The sequence below is a fragment of the Micromonospora sediminicola genome (genome assembly GCF_900089585.1).
GTDB lineage: Bacteria > Actinomycetota > Actinomycetes > Mycobacteriales > Micromonosporaceae > Micromonospora > Micromonospora sediminicola.
The window spans coordinates 1,616,610-1,633,865 of record NZ_FLRH01000004.1 but is presented as its reverse complement, the minus strand read 5'-3'; the positions used below and the strand labels follow the sequence as shown (position 1 = coordinate 1,633,865).

The window sequence follows — 17,256 nt, the reverse complement described above, 5'->3', positions numbered from 1 at the left end:
GAGACTGTCATGAAACTCGCCCGCGACACCTGGCTGATCTTCCAGCGCCAGGCGCAACTGCTGCTGCGCAACCCGGTCTGGGTCTTCGTCGGCGTCTTCCAGCCGGTGATGTACCTGCTGCTCTTCGCCCCGCTGCTCAAGCCGGCCCTGAACGCGCCCACACAGGCCGCCGCGTACAAGATCTTCGTACCCGGTCTGCTCGTGCTGCTGGCCATCTTCGGCGGCCTCTTCCAGGGCTTCGGCCTGATCGCCGAGCTGCGCGCCGGGGTGATCGAACGCTCCCGGGTCACCCCGGTCAGCCGACTCGCCCTGCTGCTCGGCCGCTCGCTGCGCGACGTGGTCTCGCTGATCGCGCAGGCCGTCATCATCACCCTCCTGGCGCTCCTGTTCGACCTGCGCGTCTTCATCGGCTACCTGCTGCTGGCCTACCTGATGCTCGCCCTCATCGCGCTGATGACCTCGGCCGTCTCCTACGGCGTCGCGCTCAAGGTCAAGAGCGAGGACGCGCTCGCCCCGCTGATGAACACGGTCGCCCAGCCGGTCCTGCTGCTCTCCGGCATCCTGCTGCCGCTCACCTTCGCCCCCGGCTGGCTCCAGGGCGTGGCCAAGTGGAACCCGTTCTCCTGGGCTGTCGACGGCACCCGCGCCCTCTTCGGCGGCGACCTGGGCAACGACAAGGTCTGGCAGGGGCTGTTGATCACCACGGTGCTCGCCGTGGCCGGCGTGGTCTGGGCCGCCCGCCAGTTCGCCCGCAGCGTGAGATGAAAGGAAGGGCCCCCTATTAACGCATTCGGTAGAGGAAGGGCCCCCTCTTAACACCCGGGGAGAGCTGCCTCTCACTCAGGGCGGGGTGCCGGTCGGGCGCGCGTAGCGTCGGGCCGGTGCCTCGCCTCACCCGTGACCGGACCACCTGGCTGACCTACGCTCAGCTGGGCCTCTGGGGCTTCTTCCTCTACGGGTTCGGCCCCGTCGTACCGCTGCTCCGCGACGAACAGGGCACCAGCGCCGCCGTCGCCGGCCTGCACAGCACCGGCATCGCGGTCGGCGCGCTCGCCGGCGGCGCGCTGTTCGCCCCGGTCGCCCGCCGCTACGGCCGGGGCCCGGCCATCTGGCTCGGCATCGCCGGCGTGGCCGCCGGCGTCACCGCGCTCGGCCTGCTCCACCCGCTGCCCGCCACCATCGCCGCCGTGGCGGTCGTCGCCACCTTCGGCATGATGGTGATCAGCGGCGTCAACGTGGTGCTCACCGCCCGGCACGGGCCAGCCGCGCCCGCAGCGCTCACCGAGGCCAACGCCGCCTGCGCCGGCATGGGCATCCTGGCGCCGCTGACCATCGGCGTCACGGTGGACGCCGGCCTCGGCTGGCGACCGGTGATGGCCGTCGAGGTCGGGCTGATCACGCTGGTCGCGCTCGCCGCGTTGACCTTCCGGGTACGCCTGCCGCACGCCGCCCCCGCTACCGCGGCTGCCGCCGCCCCCGCTACCGCGGCTGCCGCCGCCCCCGCTACCGCGGCTGCCGCCGCCCCCGCTACCGCGGCTGCCGCCGCCCCCGCTACCGCGGCTGCCGCCGCCCCCGCTACCGCGGCTGCCGCCGCCCCCGCTACCGCGGCTGCCGCCGCCCCCGCTACCGCGGCTGCCGCCGCCCCCGTTGGCGCCGCCCCCGTTGCTGCCGCGCCCGTTGGCGTCGCTCCCGCGCCCGTTGCCGCCGCTGTCGCTCCCGCTGCCGTGGCTCCCGCCGCTGTCGCTTCCGGGCCAAGCGAAATCTCGCTGAGTTCTGGTCCGGGCGGAACCGCGCGTCGCCAAGTTCCCGACGCCGGGACGCGGGTGACGTCGGCGCGGTTGCCGCGGGCGTACTGGATCGCCTGGGTTCTGATGTCGGTCACCGGCTCGATTGAGGTCTGCCTGTCGCTCTGGACCGCCGACGTGCTCCGCGACCACGCCGGACTGAGTGCCGGCGGCGCGTCGGCGGGTGTCGCGGCGATCGTCTGCGGCATGTTCGTCGGCCGGGCCGCCGGTGGCCGGGCCGCGCTGCGCTGGCCACCGGTGCCGCTGCTGCTCGGCGCCCTCACCGTCTCACTCGCCGGGTTCACTCTGTTCTGGGCCAGCCCGATCGGCTGGCTGGCGGTCACCGGCCTGGTCGTGCTCGGGCTGGGCAACGCCCTCCACTACCCGCTGGCGATCTCCATCGCGCTCGCGGCCGCCGGCACGGCCACCGATCGGGCGGCGGGCTGGTCGTCGTACTCGATGGGGGTTGGTTTCGGGATCGCGCCGGTCGTGCTCGGCTGGGTGGCCGACGGCGTCGGCCCGCACCTGGCCTTCCTGCTGCTGCCCGCGTTCATCGCGGTGGCCGTGCTGCTGACCGTGCGGCTGGGCCGGGCCCTTGCTCCCGGTGTGGCGCCCGCTTGATCGACTCCACTTCGCCGAGGTGGCGGTGTCCGGCGTGCCTCGATACCGCCACTTCGGCGAACTGGTTCAGCGCACCCGGGCGAGCGTGACCCCGTCGGCGATCGGGAGCATGACGGCCTCCACCCGGACGTCGGCCAGGACCTCGTCGTTGAACGCGGCGATCGCCCGATCGTCCGCGTTGCGCGGGGCGAGCACCCGACCGGCCCGGAGCGTGTTGTCCACCGCGATCACCGCGCCGGGACGCATCCGGGGCACCAGCTCGTCCCAGTAGACCGGGTAGCCGACCTTGTCCGCGTCGATGAACGCGAAGTCGAGGTGACGCTCCCGGGGCAGCTCGCGCAGCCCGTCCGCGGCCGGCCCGATGCGCAGCTCGATCCGGTCCTGTACCCCGGCGCGGGCCCAGTAACGCCGGGCCACGTCGGTGTACTCCGCCGAGATGTCGAAGCAGGTCAGTCGACCACCGTCGGCCAGCCCCCGGGCGATCGCGAGTGAGGAGAGACCGGTGAACGTCCCCACCTCCACCGCCTGCCGCACCCCGAGCAACCGGGTCAGGAAGGTCAGGAACGCCGCCTGCTCCGGAGCGACCTGCATGTCCGCCTCGGCCGGAAGGGCCGCCCGGGTCTCCTCGGCCAGGTCGCGGACCACCTCGTCGGGGGCGGACCCGTGGGCCACCAGATAGGCGTGCAGTTCCGGGGTCAGCGGTAGCGGCTTCGTGCTCATGCCCGGACGTTAGCCGAGATGCTCGATCTCCTGGCCCCCCGGCGCGACCTTCGTCCACAGATCGACGATGCGAAGGTCCAACTCGGCGAGGAGCCGACGCAACAGGGGCAGGGACAGACCCACCACCGTGCCCGGGTCGCCCTCGATGCCGGTCAGGAACGCTCCGCCCAACCCGTCGATCGTGAACGCGCCGGCCACCGCCAGCGGCTCGCCCGTCGCCACGTACGCGGCGATCTCCTCGTCGCTGATGTCCGCGAAGTGCACCGTGGTCGAGGCGACCGCCTCCGCGCGCGACTCGTGCACCACGTCGATCAGGCAGTGCCCGGTGTGCAGCACGCCACTGCGCCCACGCATCCGCCGCCACCGCCGAGTGGCGTCCGCCGCGTCCGCCGGCTTGCCGAGAATCTCCCCGTCGAACGCGAGCACCGAGTCGCAGCCGAGCACCAGCGTGCGCTCCTCCGCGGTGGACCGCAGGCGACCGAGTACGGCCTGGGCCTTCAGCCGGGCCAGCTCGAGACACAGGTCCTCGGCCCGCTCGCTGACCACCAGCGACTCATCGACACCACTGACCAGCACGTCGGGTTCGATCCCGGCGGCCTGGAGCAGCTTGCGGCGGGCGGGACTCTGCGAGGCGAGCACGAGACGCAACGGCACGGAGTTCAGCACCCCGCCGACGCTACCGGCTGATTCTCGGTGGCGGGTCGTCGGCACGTCGACGACGACGCCAGACGAGGTAGGCGCCGCCCGCCGCCAGCAGGGCGCCCAGGGTCGCGAGCCCTCGGGCGGTGCCGTTGTCGCCACGGGCGTCGTCGGGTGCGGCGGCGGTCGGGGCCGGGGCGGTGACGCCGGTCGACTCGAAGCCGAGCGGAGGGACGTCGGCGGTGAGCGCGGCGACCAGATCGATCACCCCGTAGCCGTACTGGTCGTCGCGGCCAGGTGGTCCCTTGTCGACGGCGGTCGCGGTCAGTCGGTGCGCGACCTCTGCGGCGGGGAGGTTGGGGTATTTGGAGCGGATGAGCGCGGCGGCGCCAGCCACGATCGCGGTGGCACTGGAGGTCCCTGTGCCCTTCGAATACTTGCCGCCATAACTCGTGCTGTAGATGTCTACCGCAGGTGCCACAACATCGATCTCCGGTCCACTGACTGAAACAGAGGCGTGTGCGCCGGTGCGATCGACTCCTCCAACTGCAATCACACCCTCCTCGGCAGCCGGATATCCGACAAAGGCGTCCTCGGGCCTATTCCCGGCTGCCGCGACGACGATGATATTCGCTAGCAAGGCCTGCTTTATCGATCTTACTAGCTCCGGGGTGGATGAGCCGCTGCTGGATATGCTGATGACATCCGCATGCTGGGCGATGGCGATATCTATTCCTCTTGCTAAATCCTCTGGTTGGCCGTTGTTGTCTGCGCCAGATGATTTAATGGGTAAAATTCGAGCAGCAGGGGCAATTCCCCTAGCGCCCTTGTTGCCTGCCTGGCCGTGTGCGGCAATCAAGCCAGCCATTCCAGTTCCATGGCTATTCTCGTCGCTCCAGCCGTCCCCGGGATCTCCTGGAATAGCTGAAACGCCTCGCAGTAGGTTAGTGCGCAGATCCGGATGTGGGTCGACGCCCGTGTCTAGTACTGCGACTACGACCCCTGCGCCTGTGCTTACGGCATTTGCCTCACCCGAATCAAGGTAGTCAAGATGCCACTGGTCTGCGCGGATGTGCGTCGCGGGGTCGATCGGTCCTCCGGGCGCGGCCTGCTTGCCGGGTGCAGCGCTACCGAACAGAAGTAGGGCTGCTGTGAGGAGCGATGTCACACTCAACGGTCGAAGCCGATTGCCGGACCGGGGTCTATTGGTCCCTCTTCGTCGGGCGGGAGCATTACTGGCTTGACGCCCTGGCTTGTCGCCCAAGGGTGATCTGGGTCCCAACCCTTCTTGGTTTCAGGGCTAATCTCAGTTCGACTTTTTGGGTCACGGACCGGTGCTCCCGAAGGAGACCCACCGGCCGGGAAAAGGCCCTGCCCGGGAAGTTGCGCCAAGCGCCCAGCGCCCGGCCTCGAGCCCGCGCCTCCAGTAGGTGAGGTCCCTGCGCCGCCTCCACCGATCACGCCGCCAATAGGGTTCACTCGGCGTGGACCGCTTGGGACTGAGGGACTCATTCCGGCGCTTGGCGAGGCCCCGATAAAGCCGTTCGGTAACGCTGAGCGGGGGAGATTATTTGCCGGTGGGCTAGCGGGCCCACCTCGCTCGTGGGGAGGGCTGGGCGGTATGGGCGGATTTACGCGATTCGGCCAGATGCGCCCACCGCCTGTGATTGGTGGGGCGGGTGGCTGTACGCCCACTCCGGGTACCGCCGAGGTGCCTGGAGTGGTTGGCGCAGTGGGGCCAGGCGCGGGTTGTGCAATTACTGAGCCAGTTCCGCCAAGGATAGGTCCGATGCTGCTCCTGGTATTTGGAGGCGACTCAGGCCTAGGCAAGGTAGTCCCAGACTTGCCGTGAGTGGGGACGGCAAGCGTAACCGGGATAATTGGTGGAATAGCCGGAACCATCTGGTCATACGCGTCGGGATCATTGAGCTGACGTCCAGGCCTGACAGGGGCTGGTGGGCGCTGGAGCATGACCTGGGCCTGCTGGAGTTCTCCGCTCAATCCCGTCATCAACCCGCGTGCCCTGACGTTCAACCGCTCCAGGTCGTCGTCCGTCACCGGGGGCCGCTCCGGAAGCCGGCTGCCCGCCACCGCCTTCGGGTCGGCGACCGTCGTCTCGTACGCCTGCTTCTGTCGCAGCTTGGTCGCGTACTCGTCGAAGAGCGGTCGCAGTTCGGTGCGGGCGCTGCCGATGGCGCGCGCGGCGGCGGCCAGCGCGTCGTAGTTCGCGGCGGCGGCGTCGTGGGTGTGCTGTACGCGTTCGATGAGCTGGTCGAGTTCGGCGACGTACGCCCGCGCGGCCGCGTTGGTCTCGGGCGGCCACGCCTCGGCGAGCCCTCGCCGGTATTCGCGCAACCGGCTCAGGTGCGCCAGGGCCAGGTCGCAGACCTTCCGCCAGCCGGCGACCTGCTTCCACTGGCCGGTGGTGTCCTGGTCCTGCAGGCACGCCCACATGCTGGAGACGTCCATCAGCTGCCAGTCGGTGAGCCCGGCGGTGCGTCCGCCGCCCCGTTCGATCACGGCAGGACCACCTGCTGCCCCTGATCGGGTGCGGTGGGGTCGGCCAGGGGCGGCGTCGGACGGGTGACGGCGGTGGACGGGGTGGTGAGCGCCCGTTCGACGTCGGCGACCCGGGCCGAGGAGAACGCGTCCGCGTCGCCGTAGTGGGCGGCGATCCGGCCGGCGGCGTCGGCCAGCCGGCCGGTGGCGGGGGCCAGGTCCCACACCGCGCTCACGGCGGCCTTCTGGGTCTCGTGGTGGGCCTGCATGAACTGCACCAGCTCGACGAAGGCGTCGGCCGGGTTGGGCACCGGGGCCTTCATGTCGTCGGCGATGTACGACAGGTGGGGGGAGTAGTTGCGCGTGACCTCGTCCTGCAGGCGGTCGGCGAACTCGCGCATCTGTCGGATGTCGGCCTCGATGCCGCCGTAGTCGCGCAGCCAGCCGGCTGGCCGGTCGTCCTCCGGGATCATCGGACCTCCCTGCCCGTCACCGCACGGTTTCCCTGAGTGAGGTTAATGGCTCCGCGCGGATCCCGGCAGTCCCGGTACGGGTCCCGTACGCGGGGAAGGTTTCAGCGGGGGAGACCTGAGGCGCGCCACGCGCCGGGACCGGCGATCGGGCTCGCGCCGGCCGGGCGGGCGCTGCGGGACCAGTGCGAGACGGCGGCCGGCGCGGCGGCCGCGACCGGCCGGGTGCGCACGACGATCGCGCCGACCAGAGCGGCCAGCTCCTCGGCGGTGGGCACGCCACGGACGATCCGGAACATCGGCTCTTCGGCAGACATGGGCCCAGGGTACGCGTCCGGAACTCGACCTTCGTCGCACAGTGGCGTGCCGGCGGTGTGTGCGTCGGGGCGGCCGGGTACGGTTTCAGCGATGTCGAACGCGCTCCCCCAACTCGTCGCCGACCGGTACAGGCTGCTGTCACCGCTCGGCCAGGGTGGCATGGGCCGCGTCTGGAAGGCGCGGGACGAGGTGCTGCACCGGGACGTGGCCATCAAGGAACTGGTCCCGCCGCCCGGCCTCACCCCGGAGGAGCGCCGCGAGATGCGGGAACGCTCACTGCGTGAGGCGCGGGCCATCGCCCGGCTCAACAACGTCAACGTGGTCCGCATCTTCGACGTGCTGCGCACCGACGGCGACCCGTGGATCGTCATGGAATACGTCGCGTCGAAGTCGTTGCAGGACACCATCGCCGAGGACGGCCCGGTCTCGGTGGCCAAGGCGGTCGAGATCGGGCTGGGCGTGCTCGGCGCGCTGAAGGCCGCGCACAAGGCCGGGATCATGCACCGCGACGTCAAGCCGGGCAACGTGCTGCTCGGCGAGGACGGTCGGGTGGTGCTGACCGACTTCGGCCTGGCCACCATTCCCGGCGACCCGAACGTGACCCGCACCGGCATGGTGCTGGGCTCGCCCGCGTACATCTCGCCCGAGCGCGCCCGCGACGGCACCGCCGGTCCCGAGGCCGACCTCTGGTCGCTCGGCGCCACGCTCTACGCCGCCGTCGAGGGCAAGTCGCCCTACGCTCGCCCGTCGGCGATCGCCACGCTGGCCGCGCTCGCCACCGAGCCGCTGCCGCCGACGCGCAACGCCGGGCCGCTCAAGCCCGTCCTCCAGGGCCTGCTGCGCAAGGACCCGGACGAGCGGATCACCGCCGAGGTGGCGGAGCGCATGCTGCGCAAGGCCGCCGGTCGGCGGGCCAAGGGCATTTCACTGCTGGACGGCGTACGCCGGCCGGGGCCGAACGGTCCCCGCCTGCCGCGACCGCCGCTGGTGCCCGCGCCGCGCCCGGCCGACGAGGCCGAACGCGCGGACAGTTCGGCCGCCGGCGCGGTCGCCGCCACCGGGGGCGCGGCGGCAGCCGCCGCCGACCCGACGGCGAAGGTGCCGGCGCCCACCTCGGACGCCGGCCCGACCGCGAAGGTGACCCCGCCGGCCGCCGAGCCGACGACGAAGCTCGACCCCACCCCGCCGGTCGACGAGACCCGGGTGGACGACGCCGACCCGGCGCTGGACGAGACCCGCCTCGACGGTGAGCCCGTTCCCGCCGCCCCGGCGCAGCGCCCGGCCCCGCCGGTCAGCCCCGCGCCACTGAGCGCAGCGCCGGTCAGCCCCGCCTCGTCGACCGGGCGGGCCACCGTGCTGCCCGGGACGAAGACGGCGCCGAACCGGCGCAACCTGCTCATCGGCGCGCTGGTGCTGGTGCTGCTGGTCGGCTTGGCGGTGGCGCTGCCGCTGCTCAACAACGGCGACGACTCCGGCGACGGCGGTCAACCGACGGCCGGCAGCTCGGTGGGGTCGGCGGCCCCGCCCGCGCCGAGCGCCAGCGCCGCCCCGCCCAGCGCGAGCGCCTCGCCGAGCAGCCCGTCGACCAGTCCGTCCCCGTCGGCCAGCCCGTCCGCGTCGGGTTTCGTGCTGCCGACGGGCTGGCGCTACTACAAGGGCTCCAACGGCTTCCAGGTCCCGATCCCGAACGGCTGGCAGGCCCGGCCCGGCAACAACCAGGTCGTGCTCTACGAGACCGGCGGTGCCCGCCGGGTGCTGTTCATGCAGTGGACGGACCGGCCGGAGAAGGACGCGCTCGCCGACTGGCGGGAGCAGGAGCCGTACCGGCGCTCGCGCGTCAACAACTACCAGCTGGTCGACATCGTCCCCTGCAAGGGCTACTACCGCACCTGCGCCGACTGGGACTGGCTGGAGACGCGTGACAACGGCACCCGCTTCCACGTGCGCAACCGGGGCGTGGCGACGGCCAGCAACCGGGGCTACGCGTTGCGCTGGGAGGTGCCGGCGAAGGACTGGGAGGCCAACCTCGCCGCCTTCGACGTCATCACCAAGGGCTTCAAGCCCGACCGCGTCAACTGACCCGGGAATCCTGCCGTCACGAAACGTGTTCGCATGGCTTTCCGTCCTCGGGGGTATGGACACCTCTGACGACGGAAGGAGGTGCGACATGGGTTACCGACGCAGGGACACCGGCACCCGGCTGGCACTGTGGATGCTCGTCGCGCTCGGGGACGTCGTGCTGCTCCTGGTCAGCGCCGGCCTGTCCGCGCCGGTCGCGATCCTCGGCGTGCTGACGCTCACCCTCGCGGGGGTGGCGGCGTGGCGCTGGACCCGCCGCACGGCGGTGCCCGTGCCGGCCACCGCACGCCGCCGGGCCTGACCGGGCGACGACGACCCCGACGGTACGACGTCACCGGGACCGCCCCGTGGCGAGGCGGTCCCGGTGACGACGGGCGTGGGTCAGGTGTTGTTGGCCAGGGCGATCAGCCGGCTCCGGTCACCGTTCCAGTAGTTGCGGTCGACGTTGCCGCTGATCCCGGAGACGCTGCCGGTGCTGGTGTACTGCCAGAAGCTCCACACCGGCGCGCCGGCCGGCAGGGTTCCCGGCGAGCTGGCCCAGCGGGCGAGCCACAGCGGGTGGTTGGCCCACGGGCCGGTCCAGCTTCCGGTGCACTGGTTCCACCAGCTCGTCGTGGTGTAGATGACCGCGTACCGGCCGGTGCGGGACCGGTAGGTGTTGAGGAAGTCCTGGATCCAGTTGCGCATGCCGGTGGTGCTCAGGCCGTAGCAGTAGCCGCCGCTGTAGGGGTTGCCCTCGATGTCCAGCGCGGCCGGCAGGGTGCGGCTGTCGGCGGACCACGCGCCGCCGTTGCTGGCCAGGTAGTTGGCCTGGGTCGAGCCGGCGGAGATGTTGGGCCGGGCGAAGTGGTACGCCCCCCGGATCACGCCCGCGTTGTAGGCGTTGACGTAGTTCGAGTTGAAGTTCGGGTCCTTGTAGCTCGTGCCCTCGGTGGCCTTGATGAAGGCGAACTGGATGCCCGCGTTGCGCACGCTGGTCCAGTTGATGCTGCCCTGGTAGCGGGAGACGTCGATCCCGGGCGTGGTCGCGGCGGCGGCCGGTCCGGCGGTCGCCACGAGGGCCGCGGCCGCGGTGGCGGCGACGGTCAGGCCGGCGGCGAACAGCCGGCGTACGGAGAACCTGGTGTGGGCCATGGATGCCTCCAGAGGACGTCTACTGATTGACGCTCATCTTTGGAGGTTAGTGCCCTAGATCGCAATAGGGTGCAAGGAAATTTTCATCGACGGTTGTCGTGATCCCAGGTGGTGGGGTGGTTCCGGATCAGCGGAGGGTGCCTGGGTCCATCGCCCAGCGGAACGGCTCGGTGACGCTCAGCGTCTCACCCGCCTTGGCCACGGCGTCCTCGACGTAGTGACCCCCGTCGAGCCGGTGCAGCCGCAGCGAGCGGCTTTCGTCGTCCTGCTCGACCAGCAGACAGAACGGGATCCGGGCGATCGCGTAGAGCTGCATCTTGACCAGCCGGTCTCTATGAGACGCGGCCGGTCGAACGACACGGCTCGGGGCGGTAGGCTCCCCGCCCATGCCCCTGATCGACGGCCTGACCACGCTCTGGGACACGCTGACCAGCGCCCAGCCGGACCCACCACCGCTGCTGGTGGTGCTCACCGCCGTCGTGGCGGTCGCGGTGGTGGCCGCCCGGGTGCCCTGGCGGATCGCCCGCAACGCGGTGACGATCGCGCACGAGGGCGGCCACGCGCTGATGGCGCTGCTCACCCGCCGCAAGCTGCACGGCATCCGGCTGCACTCGGACACGTCCGGGTTGACGCTCTCCGCCGGTCGTCCCGACGGGCCGGGCATGATCCTCACGCTGCTCGCCGGCTACGTCGCCCCGTCGCTGCTCGGCCTCGGCGGCGCGTGGCTGCTCGCGGGCAACCGGATCACGCTGCTGCTCTGGCTGGCGGTGGCGCTGCTGCTGGCCATGCTGGTGCTCATCCGCAACCTGTTCGGCGCGCTGTCGCTGCTGGTCACCGGCGGCATCGTGCTCGCCGTCTCCTGGTACACCCCGCCCGAGGTGCAGGCCGCCTTCGCCTGGACCTCGATCTGGTTCCTGCTCGTCGGCGGCGTGCGACCGGTGTTCGAGCTGCGACGTCAACGCAGCCGGGGCCGGATGCCCCAGTCGGACGCCGACCAGCTCGCCCGGCTGACGCCGTTCCCGCCGCTGTTCTGGGTGGGATTCTTCCTGCTGGTGGCGCTCGGCGCGCTGGCCGCCGGCACGCTGCTGCTGACCGGTCCGCTCCTCGCCGACGTCGGCCTCACCGGCTGACCCGTTCCGACCTGACCCGGCACGTCCCGGCCCGACCCAGCCCGGGCCGGCCTGGCACGGCGGGGCGGCGATCGCGGCCCGGCCCGACCGCGCCGGGCAGCGGCCCCCGCCGGGACGGGGCAGAATCGGACGGATGCGATACGTGATCATCGGGGCGGGCGCGGTCGGCGGCACCATCGGCGTACTCCTCGCCGACTCCGGCCGGGACGTGACGCTGGTGGCGCGCGGCGCGCACCTGGACGCGGTGCGGGAGCGGGGCCTGACGCTGCGGACGCCGGAGCGGACGGTGACCGGCCGGCTGCCGGCGGTGGCCGGCCCGGACGGCGCGCCGCTGCCGGCCGACACCGTGCTGGTCCTGACGGTCAAGTCGCAGGACACCCAGGCGGCGCTGACCGCGTGGGCGGACGCCCCGGTCGAGGGCGGCGGAACGGCCGCCGAGCGGCTGCCGGTGCTTCTCGCCCAGAACGGCGTGGCGAACGAGCCGGCCGCGTTACGCCTCTTCGCCCGGGTGCACCCGGTCTGCGTCTGGCTGCCCGCCACCCACCTGGAGCCGGGCGTGGTCGTCGCCAACGGGCACCCCCATCCCGGCATGCTGCACCTCGGCCGCTACCCGAGCGGCGCCGACGACACCAGCCGGGCGATCGCCGCCGACCTGACCGCCGCCGGCTTCGTCGCCCCGGTCCGCGGCGACGTGATGCGCTGGAAGTACGGCAAGCTGCTGGTCAACCTCGGCAACGGCCTCCAGGCGTTGCTCGGCCGGGACATGCCGGAGTCGCTGTCGACGCGGGTGCGCGCCGAGGGCGAGGCGGCGTTGGCCGCCGCCGGCATCCCGCACACCAGCCGCGACGAGGAGGCCGCCGAACGTGGCGACCTGGTGGCCTACCGGCCGGTCGACGGGGAGGACCGCGCCGGCGGCTCCACCTGGCAGAGCCTGGCCCGGGGCGCCGGCTCGGCCGAGACCGACCACATCAACGGGGAGATCGTGCTGCTCGGGCGGTTGCACGGGGTGCCCACCCCGGTCAACGCGGCCGTGCAGGTAGCGGTCCGCCGGGCGGTCCGCGAGCGGATCCCGGCCGGCGGCTTCCCGGTGGCCGAGCTGGAGAAATTGGTCGGCTGAGCGGGCAACCGCACCCGGTGCGCCAGGCGTCTCTCCTGCGACCGTCACGGGGGAGGTAGCAGGTGCCGGACGTCGACGGGTTCGACGAGTTCTACCGGGGGAGCCGGCAACGGCTGCTCGGTTTCGTCTACGTGCTCACCGGCAACCTCGCCGAGGCGCAGGACGCCGTGCAGGAGGCGTACATCCGGGCCTGGCAGCGGTGGTCGACGGTGCGCGGGTACGACGACCCGGAGGCCTGGCTGCGGGTGGTGGCCAGCCGGATCGCGGTGAGCCGGTGGCGCAGCCTGCGCAGCCGGGCCCGGGCCTACCTGCGACACGGTGCCGAGGAGAGCGTGCCCGGCCCGAACACCGACACGCTCGAGGTGGTGGCGGCCCTGCGGCGTCTGCCGGAGGAGCAACGCGTCGCCATCGCGCTCTACTACCTGGTCGGCATGCCGGTCGCCGAGGTGGCCCGGGAGACCGAGGCCCCGGTGGGCACGGTCAAGGCCCGGCTGTCCCGGGGGCGTGCCGCCCTGGCCGAACTGCTCACGGTCGTGGATCTGGAGGAGCCCGCCGATGCGTGACGACGACCCGGCGTTCATCGACCTGATGCAGCGGGAGCTGCACACCGTCCGCTGGCCGGAGCCGGCCGAGCTGCGGGCCCGCGCCCGCCGCCGCAGCCGCCGCACGGTGGCCGCCGCGGCCGCGGCGGTGCTGGCGCTCACCTCCGGGGCCGCGTTCGTGGCGGCCGACCGTGGCACCCCACCGGTGCCGGCCGCGGCCAGCCCGTCGGCGACCGCCTGGCGCGCCACCGACGTGCCCGCCGACGCGCTGCTGCAACCGTCGGACCTGCGTCCGGCCGTCACCACGCCGTGGAGCGAGGCGTACCTCGGCGAGGAGATCCGGCTGGACCGGATGCTGGAGGTCTGCCGGCAGGACCAGGGCCTGGGGACCGGGTGGACGAGGTCCCGCTACTCGCGGTCGGTGAGCCTCGTGCGGGAGCGGCGCGGCACCGGTGGGCAACCGGAGGGGCAGGTGCTGGCCTCGCAGGACCTCCACCGGCTCGCGCCGGAGGACGGGGAGCGGCTGTTCGACGGGCTGCCCGCGCTGCTCGCGCCCTGCCGCACGTGGCGGGCCACCGGCCCGGTCGAGTGGCGGAACCGGACGGTGCAGGCGGAGGTCGTCCACTCCTGGCAGGAAGTCGACCGGGGCTTCGCCGGTGACGAGTCGGTGATCCTGCGGCACACCGTCGAGCGGGCCCGGCGCCTCGACACCGGGGCGCCGATCGGTGACCCGAGCGGGCCGAGGGAGCAGGCGGTGGTGCGGGTCGGCGACCTCGTCACCGTGCTCTCGACCAGGGTGGACGGCAGCGAGGCGGAGCTGCGCGAACTCGCCCGGGTCGCGGTCCGGCGGATGTGCGTCGCCGCCCACCCCGGCTGCTGACACGTCGGCGCCCCCGCCGCTCTCCCGGCGGGGGCGCCGACGGCGTGGTCACAGCGGGATGTTGCCGTGCTTCTTCGGCGGCAGCGTCTCGCGCTTGGTGCGCAGCACCCGCAGCGCCCGGACGATCTGGGTACGCGTCTCGTGCGGCGGGATCACCCCGTCCACGTATCCGCGCTCGGCGGCGATGTACGGGTTGGCCAGCGTGTCCTCGTACTCGGCGATCTTCTCCGCCCGGACCGCGGCCGGGTCCTCGGCGTTGGCCAGCTCGGAGCGGTAGAGGATGTTCACCGCGCCCTGTGCGCCCATCACCGCGATCTGCGCGGTCGGCCAGGCGAAGTTCAGGTCCGCGCCCAGGTGCTTGGAGCCCATCACGTCGTACGCGCCGCCGTACGCCTTGCGGGTGATCACGGTGACCTTGGGGACGGTCGCCTCGGCGTACGCGTAGATGAGCTTCGCGCCCCGGCGGATGATGCCGTCCCACTCCTGACCGGTGCCGGGCAGGAAGCCGGGCACGTCCACGAACGTCAGCACCGGGACGTTGAACGCGTCGCAGGTGCGGACGAACCGGGCGGCCTTCTCGGACGCGGCGATGTCCAGCGTGCCGGCGAACTGCATCGGCTGGTTGGCGACCACGCCGACCGGGCGGCCCTCGACCCGGCCGAAGCCGACCACCATGTTCTGCGCGTAGAGCGGCTGCACCTCCAGGAACTCGCCGTCGTCGAGCACGTGCTCGATGACCCGGTGCATGTCGTACGGCTGGTTGGCCGAGTCCGGGATCAGCGTGTCCAGCTCCCGGTCCTCGTCGGTGATCGCCAGCTCGGCCGGCGCGTCGAACACCACCGGCTCGTCCAGGTTGTTCGACGGCAGGTACGACAGCAGCGCCTTGACGTACTCGATCGCGTCCTCCTCGTCCGTGCCGAGGTAGTGCGCGTTGCCGCTGCGGGCGTTGTGGGTGCGGGCGCCGCCCAGCTCCTCCATGCCGACGTCCTCGCCGGTGACCGTCTTGATCACGTCGGGGCCGGTGATGAACATGTGCGAGGTCTGGTCGACCATCACGGTGAAGTCGGTGACCGCCGGGGAGTAGACCGCCCCGCCCGCGCACGGGCCCATGATGAGTGAGATCTGCGGGATGACGCCGCTGGCCCGCACGTTGCGGAAGAAGATCTCGCCGTAGAGGCCGAGCGAGGCGACGCCCTCCTGGATCCGCGCGCCGCCGGAGTCGTTGATCCCGACCACCGGGCAGCCGATCTTCATGGCCAGGTCCATCAGCTTGACGATCTTCTCGCCGAAGACCTCGCCCAGCGAGCCGCCGAAGACGGTGAAGTCCTGCGCGAAGACGCAGATCTGCCGGCCGTCCACGGTGCCGTAGCCGGTCACCACCCCGTCCCCGTACGGGCGGGTCTTCTCCAGCCCGAAGTTGGTGGAGCGGTGGCGGGCGAACTCGTCCAGCTCGACGAAGGAGCCCTCGTCGAGGAGCATCTCGATCCGCTCCCGGGCGGTCTTCTTGCCCCGCGCGTGCTGCTTCTCGACCGCGCGTGCCGACCCGGCGTGCACCGCCTCGTCGAGCCGTCGCTCCAGGTCCGCCAGCTTGCCGGCGGTCGTGTGGATGTTGATCCCGGTCTCGGTAGTCACCCGTGGAATATAACGATGGTTCAGGTGCGTGAGGTTGTGCAGTGCGCCTCACCCCGGGCCGTAGGCTGGCGGGATGCCCGGCTCGCCGTACACCGACCTGGACCGACCGCCGCTGTCGGCGGCCCGGCTGCGCCGCGCGCTGGTCGCGCCGCACGGGCCGTGGCGCCGGCTGGAGTTGCTGGCGGAGACCGGCTCGACCAACGCCGACGTGGTGACGGCGGCGCGGGCCGGCGAGCCGGAGGGCCTGGTGGTGGTCGCCGAGCGGCAGACCGCCGGCCGGGGCCGGCGCGGCCGGGTCTGGCAGTCGCCGCCGCGTGCCGGCATCGCGGCCAGCGTCCTGCTCCGGCCGGGCGAGGCGGTCGCCGAGCGCGGCTGGGCGCCCGTGCCGGCCACCGGGTACGGCTGGCTGCCGTTGCTGGCCGGCGTCGCGCTGGTCGAGGCGGTACGCCGGCTGGCCGAGGTGGACGCCCGGCTGAAGTGGCCGAACGACCTGCTGGTCGACGGCGCGAAGTGCGCCGGCGTGCTGGCCGAGGCGGTACCCGGCGACGCCGCCCAACCGCCGGCGATCGTGGTCGGGGTCGGCCTGAACGTGACGCTGCGCGCCGACGAGCTGCCGGAGAACCCGACCGGCCTGCCGGCCACCTCGCTCCGGCTCGCCGGCGCCACCGCCACCGACCGGGACCCGCTGGTGCGGGCGCTGCTGCGCGCGCTCGCCGACTGGTACGAGCGCTGGCGCGACGCCGGTGGTGACGCGGTGGCCAGCGGGCTGCGCGACGCGTACCTGGGCGGGTGCGCCACGGTGGGCCGCCAGGTGCGGGTCTTGCTGCCGGACGGCCGCGAGGTGCACGGCACGGCGACCGGCGTGGACCCGGACGGGCAGCTCCTGGTGGACGCGGCCGGTGAGACGCTCCGTCTCGCCGCCGGCGACGTGCTCCACCTGAGGTGAAAGGAAGGGCCCCCTATTAACGCCTCCGGTAGAGGAAGGGCCCCCTCTTAACAACCACGCGGCAGCCGCCCGCGCGGCCGATGCCGCCGGGGTGCACCGGCCGGTTACGGTCAGCGCGTCCGGTTCTGCGAGGAGGTTCGAAGTGGCGTTCCCCGAAGACGTGCTCACCGAGGACGAGCACGTCGTGCTGCACCTGCACCCGCACTGGAAGGCCCTGATCCGGCCGATCCTGGTGCTGGTGCTCACCGTCGCGGCGGTGGTCGCGGGCTGGGTCCTGCTGCCCGACGGCGACGGCGGCACCATCGCGCTCTACGCCATCGCCGGGCTCGGCCTGGTGCTGGCGTTGTGGTGGGGGCTCTGGCCGTTCCTGGTCTGGCGCACCACGCACTACCTCTTCACCAACGAGCGGGTGCTGCTCCAGGAGGGGGTGTTCTCGCGCAACCGGCGGGACCTGCCGCTGACCCGGATCAACGACCACGCCATGCACCAGAAGTTCGTCGAGCGGATGCTCGGCTGCGGCACGCTCACCATCGAGTCGGCCGGCGAGCGGGGCCAGTCGGTGCTCGCCGACGTACCGCACGTGGACAGGGTGCAGACGAAGCTCTACGAGCTGGTCGAGGCCCAGCACGACAAGCACAGCCTGGGTGACGGCGAGATGCGCGAGATCCTGGCCGACATGGCCGAGGGCAAGCCGCTGCGCGACCCGTCCTGACGTACGCCGCCGCCCCCGTCCGGGTGGGCGGGG

18 protein-coding genes are annotated in these 17,256 nt (G+C 72.3%); 10 read left to right on the top strand and 8 right to left on the bottom strand.

Annotated elements, in window-relative coordinates:
* The first annotated feature begins 9 nt into the window (after positions 1-9).
* Both GA0070622_RS29175 and GA0070622_RS33530 read left to right on the top strand, forming a co-directional pair.
* Entirely contained in the window at positions 10-765 is a 756-nt protein-coding gene (locus tag GA0070622_RS29175) for an ABC transporter permease (protein WP_091582186.1), read from the top strand.
* A gap of 116 nt (positions 766-881) precedes the next feature.
* On the top strand, positions 882-2,405 hold the full coding sequence (locus tag GA0070622_RS33530; protein ID WP_091582182.1) for an MFS transporter: 1,524 nt from the start codon (positions 882-884) through the stop codon (positions 2,403-2,405).
* Positions 2,406-2,471: 66 nt separating this feature from the next.
* On the opposite strand, the gene GA0070622_RS29165 is transcribed toward GA0070622_RS33530, so the two are convergent.
* From GA0070622_RS29165 to GA0070622_RS29140, 5 genes are all read right to left on the bottom strand, one after another.
* Positions 2,472-3,125 carry an O-methyltransferase gene (locus GA0070622_RS29165; RefSeq protein WP_091582178.1) on the bottom strand — a complete coding sequence of 218 codons (654 nt, stop codon included), beginning with the start codon at positions 3,123-3,125 and terminating at the stop codon, positions 2,472-2,474.
* 9 nt (positions 3,126-3,134) lie between these two features.
* Positions 3,135-3,791, bottom strand: coding sequence for a Maf family protein (locus tag GA0070622_RS29160; RefSeq protein WP_091582175.1), 657 nt, complete (start codon positions 3,789-3,791; stop codon positions 3,135-3,137).
* Positions 3,792-3,801: 10 nt separating this feature from the next.
* A complete protein-coding gene (locus GA0070622_RS29155) occupies positions 3,802-4,902 on the bottom strand; it encodes a S8 family serine peptidase (protein ID WP_091584202.1) in 1,101 nt (366 codons plus the stop codon).
* 1,378 nt (positions 4,903-6,280) lie between these two features.
* Complete coding sequence (locus GA0070622_RS29145) at positions 6,281-6,736, bottom strand: hypothetical protein (RefSeq protein ID WP_091582168.1); 456 nt, start codon at positions 6,734-6,736, stop codon at positions 6,281-6,283.
* 101 nt (positions 6,737-6,837) lie between these two features.
* Positions 6,838-7,050, bottom strand: a complete 213-nt coding sequence (locus GA0070622_RS29140) for an acyl-CoA carboxylase subunit epsilon (protein ID WP_091582164.1) — start codon at positions 7,048-7,050, stop codon at positions 6,838-6,840.
* A 91-nt stretch (positions 7,051-7,141) separates the two neighbouring features.
* Between GA0070622_RS29140 and GA0070622_RS29135 the strand changes: the two genes are divergently transcribed.
* Both GA0070622_RS29135 and GA0070622_RS29130 read left to right on the top strand, forming a co-directional pair.
* Positions 7,142-9,130 (top strand): serine/threonine-protein kinase, encoded by a 1,989-nt coding sequence (locus GA0070622_RS29135; RefSeq protein WP_091582161.1) that lies wholly within the window; start codon positions 7,142-7,144, stop codon positions 9,128-9,130.
* Positions 9,131-9,218: 88 nt separating this feature from the next.
* On the top strand, positions 9,219-9,431 hold the full coding sequence (locus GA0070622_RS29130) for a hypothetical protein (RefSeq protein WP_091582158.1): 213 nt from the start codon (positions 9,219-9,221) through the stop codon (positions 9,429-9,431).
* An 80-nt stretch (positions 9,432-9,511) separates the two neighbouring features.
* Here the strand turns inward: GA0070622_RS29130 and GA0070622_RS29125 are convergent, their stop codons facing one another.
* Together GA0070622_RS29125 and GA0070622_RS29120 are read right to left on the bottom strand one after the other, a co-directional pair.
* Positions 9,512-10,264 (bottom strand): GH25 family lysozyme, encoded by a 753-nt coding sequence (locus tag GA0070622_RS29125; RefSeq protein ID WP_091582155.1) that lies wholly within the window; start codon positions 10,262-10,264, stop codon positions 9,512-9,514.
* A 127-nt stretch (positions 10,265-10,391) separates the two neighbouring features.
* On the bottom strand, positions 10,392-10,580 hold the full coding sequence (locus GA0070622_RS29120; RefSeq protein WP_245666891.1) for a PDDEXK family nuclease: 189 nt from the start codon (positions 10,578-10,580) through the stop codon (positions 10,392-10,394).
* A gap of 70 nt (positions 10,581-10,650) precedes the next feature.
* Between GA0070622_RS29120 and GA0070622_RS29115 the strand changes: the two genes are divergently transcribed.
* The 4 genes from GA0070622_RS29115 (at position 10,651) to GA0070622_RS29100 (ending at position 13,933) form a co-directional block, all read left to right on the top strand.
* Positions 10,651-11,394, top strand: coding sequence for a M50 family metallopeptidase (locus GA0070622_RS29115; RefSeq protein WP_091582149.1), 744 nt, complete (start codon positions 10,651-10,653; stop codon positions 11,392-11,394).
* A gap of 133 nt (positions 11,395-11,527) precedes the next feature.
* Positions 11,528-12,511: a ketopantoate reductase family protein gene (locus tag GA0070622_RS29110; protein ID WP_091582146.1), complete on the top strand. Its 984-nt coding sequence runs from the start codon at positions 11,528-11,530 to the stop codon at positions 12,509-12,511.
* Between the two features lie 62 nt (positions 12,512-12,573).
* Positions 12,574-13,074: a SigE family RNA polymerase sigma factor gene (locus GA0070622_RS29105; RefSeq protein WP_091582142.1), complete on the top strand. Its 501-nt coding sequence runs from the start codon at positions 12,574-12,576 to the stop codon at positions 13,072-13,074.
* Entirely contained in the window at positions 13,067-13,933 is an 867-nt protein-coding gene (locus GA0070622_RS29100; protein ID WP_091582138.1) for a hypothetical protein, read from the top strand. Before GA0070622_RS29105 ends, GA0070622_RS29100 begins: the two co-directional genes overlap by 8 nt.
* Before the next feature lie 48 nt (positions 13,934-13,981).
* Here the strand turns inward: GA0070622_RS29100 and GA0070622_RS29095 are convergent, their stop codons facing one another.
* Positions 13,982-15,565 (bottom strand): acyl-CoA carboxylase subunit beta, encoded by a 1,584-nt coding sequence (locus GA0070622_RS29095; RefSeq protein WP_091582135.1) that lies wholly within the window; start codon positions 15,563-15,565, stop codon positions 13,982-13,984.
* Positions 15,566-15,638: 73 nt separating this feature from the next.
* Between GA0070622_RS29095 and GA0070622_RS29090 the strand changes: the two genes are divergently transcribed.
* Both GA0070622_RS29090 and GA0070622_RS29085 read left to right on the top strand, forming a co-directional pair.
* The gene (locus GA0070622_RS29090) at positions 15,639-16,511 is read left to right on the top strand and encodes a biotin--[acetyl-CoA-carboxylase] ligase (RefSeq protein WP_091582133.1); all 873 of its coding nucleotides are present in this window, start codon (positions 15,639-15,641) and stop codon (positions 16,509-16,511) included.
* Positions 16,512-16,653: 142 nt separating this feature from the next.
* Entirely contained in the window at positions 16,654-17,223 is a 570-nt protein-coding gene (locus GA0070622_RS29085; RefSeq protein WP_091582131.1) for a PH domain-containing protein, read from the top strand.
* The last annotated feature ends 33 nt before the right edge of the window (positions 17,224-17,256 follow it).

Coding starts and splice junctions, on each gene's coding strand:
- GA0070622_RS29135 (WP_091582161.1), top strand. CDS start 7,142: ATGTCGAACGCGCTCCCCCAACTCGTCGCCGACCGGTACAGGCTGCTG.
- GA0070622_RS29140 (WP_091582164.1), bottom strand. CDS start 7,050: ATGTCTGCCGAAGAGCCGATGTTCCGGATCGTCCGTGGCGTGCCCACC.
- GA0070622_RS29100 (WP_091582138.1), top strand. CDS start 13,067: ATGCGTGACGACGACCCGGCGTTCATCGACCTGATGCAGCGGGAGCTG.
- GA0070622_RS29130 (WP_091582158.1), top strand. CDS start 9,219: ATGGGTTACCGACGCAGGGACACCGGCACCCGGCTGGCACTGTGGATG.
- GA0070622_RS29090 (WP_091582133.1), top strand. CDS start 15,639: ATGCCCGGCTCGCCGTACACCGACCTGGACCGACCGCCGCTGTCGGCG.
- GA0070622_RS29125 (WP_091582155.1), bottom strand. CDS start 10,264: ATGGCCCACACCAGGTTCTCCGTACGCCGGCTGTTCGCCGCCGGCCTG.
- GA0070622_RS29165 (WP_091582178.1), bottom strand. CDS start 3,125: ATGAGCACGAAGCCGCTACCGCTGACCCCGGAACTGCACGCCTATCTG.
- GA0070622_RS29115 (WP_091582149.1), top strand. CDS start 10,651: ATGCCCCTGATCGACGGCCTGACCACGCTCTGGGACACGCTGACCAGC.
- GA0070622_RS29110 (WP_091582146.1), top strand. CDS start 11,528: ATGCGATACGTGATCATCGGGGCGGGCGCGGTCGGCGGCACCATCGGC.
- GA0070622_RS29175 (WP_091582186.1), top strand. CDS start 10: ATGAAACTCGCCCGCGACACCTGGCTGATCTTCCAGCGCCAGGCGCAA.
- GA0070622_RS29145 (WP_091582168.1), bottom strand. CDS start 6,736: ATGATCCCGGAGGACGACCGGCCAGCCGGCTGGCTGCGCGACTACGGC.
- GA0070622_RS29120 (WP_245666891.1), bottom strand. CDS start 10,580: ATGCAGCTCTACGCGATCGCCCGGATCCCGTTCTGTCTGCTGGTCGAG.